This window comes from uncultured Succinatimonas sp. (assembly GCF_905203285.1).
In the GTDB taxonomy this organism is placed as follows: Bacteria; Pseudomonadota; Gammaproteobacteria; order Enterobacterales; family Succinivibrionaceae; genus Succinatimonas.
The window spans coordinates 1-3,749 of record NZ_CAJKVK010000131.1 but is presented as its reverse complement, the minus strand read 5'-3'; the positions used below and the strand labels follow the sequence as shown (position 1 = coordinate 3,749).

The window sequence follows — 3,749 nt, the reverse complement described above, 5'->3', positions numbered from 1 at the left end:
CCGAATAAGAAAAATAAAAAATCCGATTTTTACCTAGACTGTAAATTTCAGGTTTCCTTTCGTGATTAAAATTTCCGCAATAGCTGAATTTTTTGTTTTGATATAAAAAACGGCATACTTTGTCGTATACCGCTTTTGTTTTTGTTTAATTTTTTTAGATTATTATTCTATCGGGCATTCGCTCTTGCTTTGAGCTACTGCAGTACGATAATGCTCACCGTCAAAGACCTGCAGCTGGTATGAACCGTTGTTGTTAATCATGCGGACTTTTGCGTTAATCTTGAATAAGCATGAATAAGGCTGATCGATTAAGACAAGACCGTTATCCGTATTGACGGTCAGGCGCATGCCGTCACCGCTGTCGGCAAATCTGGATCCTAAAAGACCGACTACGGCACCGATTCCCGCACCGATTAAAGTACCCTTGGTATCGCGGCCGATAGCTTGACCTGCGATCGCACCGGTTGCTGCACCTAAACCGGCATTGGTGGTGGTATCAACGTTATTCTTTTTAACGTCGATTACTTCAATATCGGTGATGACGCCTTCGGTGAAGTAACTCATTTTACCTACGGTACCCGTTGAGGTGGTGCATCCTGACATAAATAAAGCAGATGCTAAAATAGCGGGAGCCATAATGGAAACAAAAGTTTTTTTGTGCATAAAAAGTACTCCAAATCAATTAGAATCATTCTAATATGATTTAAGACGAAAGTGCGTAAAAATAGTATTAATTATCAAGAGTTTTTAATGACCGATGGACACAAAAATCCTTACTGTACGCTCTATTAACGATAAAGGCGAAGGCTTAGCTTTTACTGAGGATAAAGAAATTTTTTTGTCCGATGCTCTTCCCGGTGAAAAAGTGGAAGTAATAGTCGGAAAACCGTTTGCCGCAGGGTCCAAAAGATGCTCAGGTGAAATCGTTAAATTTTTATCTAAAAATGCGGATAGGCAAGATCCATTTTGTCCTTATTTTGGTGCATGCGGGGGATGCCAGCTGCAGCATTGGTCGTTAAAAGCGCAGCTTCACTATAAAAAAGAAAACATTAAAACAGCGCTTAAAAGCTGCGGTGTAACTTTGGAGCCTGAAAATTTTGTAGAAGAAAAACGCCCTCAAATCTGCCGCTTTAAGACAATCCGTTACTTTAAAAACGTTGACGGAAAAATAAAAGCCGGTTTTTATAAAAAGCGTTCGCATGATTTGATTGAGACAGATAAATGCGCTCTTGAACCTTTGTGGTTTAGTGAGTTTATACAAGATCTTACCGGTTTTTTTAATTTAAAGGATCTTAAAGCATATGATGAAAATACCGGCAAAGGTCTTATTCGCAACGTCATGCTGCGTGACGGCGGCTTGCAAAGATTGGCGCTTATTTGTACGACGGATCTTTTATCCGATGATTTAAAAGATGCTCTTATTAATCTAGCCAAAAAGCATCAGATAAATTCATTAAATTATCTTGTAAATGATGCTAAAGGTAATCGTATTTTAGGCGATAAATCGCTGGTTATTTACGGTAATGAATATATGTTGGCAAAGCTTGGCGGGCTTTTATTTGAAGTGCGTCCGCACGCTTTTTTGCAGGTTAATCCTTATGCCACTTTAGAACTTTATCAAAAAGCGGTGTCCTGGTGCGGGGAAAACAAATCTGCCGTAGCGCTTGATTTATGCTGCGGAGTGGGCACGATGTCGCTATTTTTAGCATCGCATTTTAAGCAGATTATCGGTATTGAAATCGTTGAAGATGCAATTTCCGCCGCTAAAGAAAATGCCGATTTGAACGGTATTAATAATGTAAGTTTTATAGCCTCGGATCTTAAAAAGATTTTACCCTCTCTTATCAATGAAAATGTAAAAGCGGTAATTGCCGATCCGGCAAGAGCTGGACTTGGGGAAGCTAATTGCCGTGCTTTAAATAGACTAAAAGGCGATGTTAAGCTTGCTTTAATTTTCTGTTCTCTTACTGCTCTAAAACGCGATCTGCCGGTTCTTTTAAAGGGAGGATGGAAAATCAACAACGTTCAGGGAGTCGACATGTTTCCGCATTCAACCCATGTGGAGACCTTGGTTTTGCTCTCTAAGAAATAGACGTATGCAGATATGACTAAAGTTTTAAATGAATCATTAATCTATGAAATCCTTTCCGTAGTGGAAGAAATACCTGAAGGTAAAGTCGCGACTTACGGACAAATCGCCAAACTTATAGGACGCGATCGCAACGCACGTCTTGTGGGATTTGTTTTAAGTAAGGCTGAGTTCTATGGTCGTTATCCTTGTCATCGCGTAGTTAATCATCAGGGCAGAACTGCCCCTATGTGGAGTGAGCAAAAAATCCTGCTTGAAAAAGAAGGTGTGGTCTTTAAATCTGACGGAAAAGTGGATTTAGCTAAGTATCAGTGGAAAGTTTAGTTTTAAGGTGATGTTTTTCTCTTGCTTATTCTTTTAAAGCATAACAGTGTATACGCAGAAAATATTTGTGCTAAATTTTAACGGTCTTATAATTTGCAAAAGAAAGATAAAAATAGACAGGACATCTTCATGATCATCGAAAATAAAACATTTGATAACGAAAGAGCGCTTTACGGCAGTCACGACTTAATACTTAAAAATTGCGCTTTTGACGGACCTGCTGATGGTGAAAGTGCGTTAAAAGAGTGCTCGAATATTGATGTAAGCCATATTTTCTTTAATCTGCGCTATCCTTGCTGGCATGTTCACGGGCTTAGCATAACTTCTTCAGAAATGACGGAAATGTGTCGTGCCGCTTTATGGTATTCCGATCATATCCGTATCAAAGATTCAAAATTACACGGAATTAAGGCATTAAGAGAGTGCCGTGACGTTGAGATTTCAGGATCCGATATCATTTCTCCTGAGTTCGGCTGGTCAGTTACCGGTATTCGCATGTCAAAAAGCAAGGCGCAAAGTGAATATTTCATGATGCGCTCTGAGCACATTGAATTTAAAGAAGTCGAATTTTCCGGTAAATATTCATTTCAATATATTAAAGATGCGGTTTTTGATAACTGCCGCTTTGACACCAAGGATGCTTTTTGGCATGCAGAGCATGTGCTGGTACGTGACAGCGTGGTAAAAGGCGAATATCTTGCATGGTATTCAAAAGATGTTGTTTTTGAAAATTGTAAAATTATCGGGACTCAGCCGTTTTGCTATTGTGAAGGTTTAAGACTTATAAACTGTGAGATGCTTGAAACCGATTTAAGTTTTGAAAAGTCCGAGGTTGAGGCTGATATCACGACTGAGGTTTTGAGCATTAAAAATCCCGCATCGGGCATTATTCGCGTCCCAGCTGTTAGGAAAATAATTTTAGATGATCCTAATGCTAAAGGTCGTATTGAAGTTAACGGTAAATTTGTAAAATAGTTTAATTAAAAGTTTTTCTGTTTGTATATCAAACTGTTAATTTTCAAGATATAAAAAACTCCTCTAAAATCCATGGGGATGGCTGAGGAGTTTTAAATTTTCGTTTTGATGAAAATGAGTAAGGATTAATTTTTTAATTTTAAAATTTCAGCGGCAGTTAATCCTGTGGCTTTAACGATTTTTTCTATAGGCAAATTCATTTCAAGCAAAGTTTTTGCCGTTTCAAGCGCTTGATCTTTGCGGCCTTTAAGCTCAGCGGAACTCATATGCGAGGCATAATCCATTTCATAACGCTCGGCGGCCTCATAGCGCAGCATCTCTTCTTTGTCTTTGCTAAACACTTTCTCCACCTCCGCAAGCT

Annotated in this window: 5 protein-coding genes; 3 read left to right on the top strand and 2 right to left on the bottom strand. The window is 38.8% G+C overall.

Annotated features, from left to right (window positions below; all coding sequences use genetic code 11):
* Positions 1–162 precede the first annotated feature (162 nt).
* Complete coding sequence (locus tag QZ019_RS09495) at positions 163–663, bottom strand: YMGG-like glycine zipper-containing protein (RefSeq protein WP_294563536.1); 501 nt, start codon at positions 661–663, stop codon at positions 163–165.
* Positions 664–757: 94 nt separating this feature from the next.
* Between QZ019_RS09495 and rlmD the strand changes: the two genes are divergently transcribed.
* The 3 genes from rlmD to QZ019_RS09480 all read left to right on the top strand — a co-directional run bounded on the left by rlmD (position 758) and on the right by QZ019_RS09480 (position 3,388).
* A complete protein-coding gene (gene rlmD, locus QZ019_RS09490; protein ID WP_295484551.1) occupies positions 758–2,092 on the top strand; it encodes a 23S rRNA (uracil(1939)-C(5))-methyltransferase RlmD in 1,335 nt (444 codons plus the stop codon).
* A gap of 12 nt (positions 2,093–2,104) precedes the next feature.
* Entirely contained in the window at positions 2,105–2,413 is a 309-nt protein-coding gene (locus QZ019_RS09485; RefSeq protein ID WP_295484549.1) for an MGMT family protein, read from the top strand.
* Between the two features lie 129 nt (positions 2,414–2,542).
* Positions 2,543–3,388, top strand: coding sequence for a DUF3737 family protein (locus QZ019_RS09480; RefSeq protein WP_295484547.1), 846 nt, complete (start codon positions 2,543–2,545; stop codon positions 3,386–3,388).
* Between the two features lie 125 nt (positions 3,389–3,513).
* Here the strand turns inward: QZ019_RS09480 and QZ019_RS09475 are convergent.
* The coding region (locus QZ019_RS09475; RefSeq protein WP_295484545.1) for a hypothetical protein at positions 3,514–3,749 on the bottom strand (236 nt) is incomplete at its 5' end.

Excerpts from the sequence above, each read along its gene's own strand:
- QZ019_RS09495 (WP_294563536.1), bottom strand. The coding sequence starts at position 663 with ATGCACAAAAAAACTTTTGTTTCCATTATGGCTCCCGCTATTTTAGCA.
- rlmD (WP_295484551.1), top strand. The coding sequence starts at position 758 with ATGGACACAAAAATCCTTACTGTACGCTCTATTAACGATAAAGGCGAA.
- QZ019_RS09485 (WP_295484549.1), top strand. The coding sequence starts at position 2,105 with ATGACTAAAGTTTTAAATGAATCATTAATCTATGAAATCCTTTCCGTA.
- QZ019_RS09480 (WP_295484547.1), top strand. The coding sequence starts at position 2,543 with ATGATCATCGAAAATAAAACATTTGATAACGAAAGAGCGCTTTACGGC.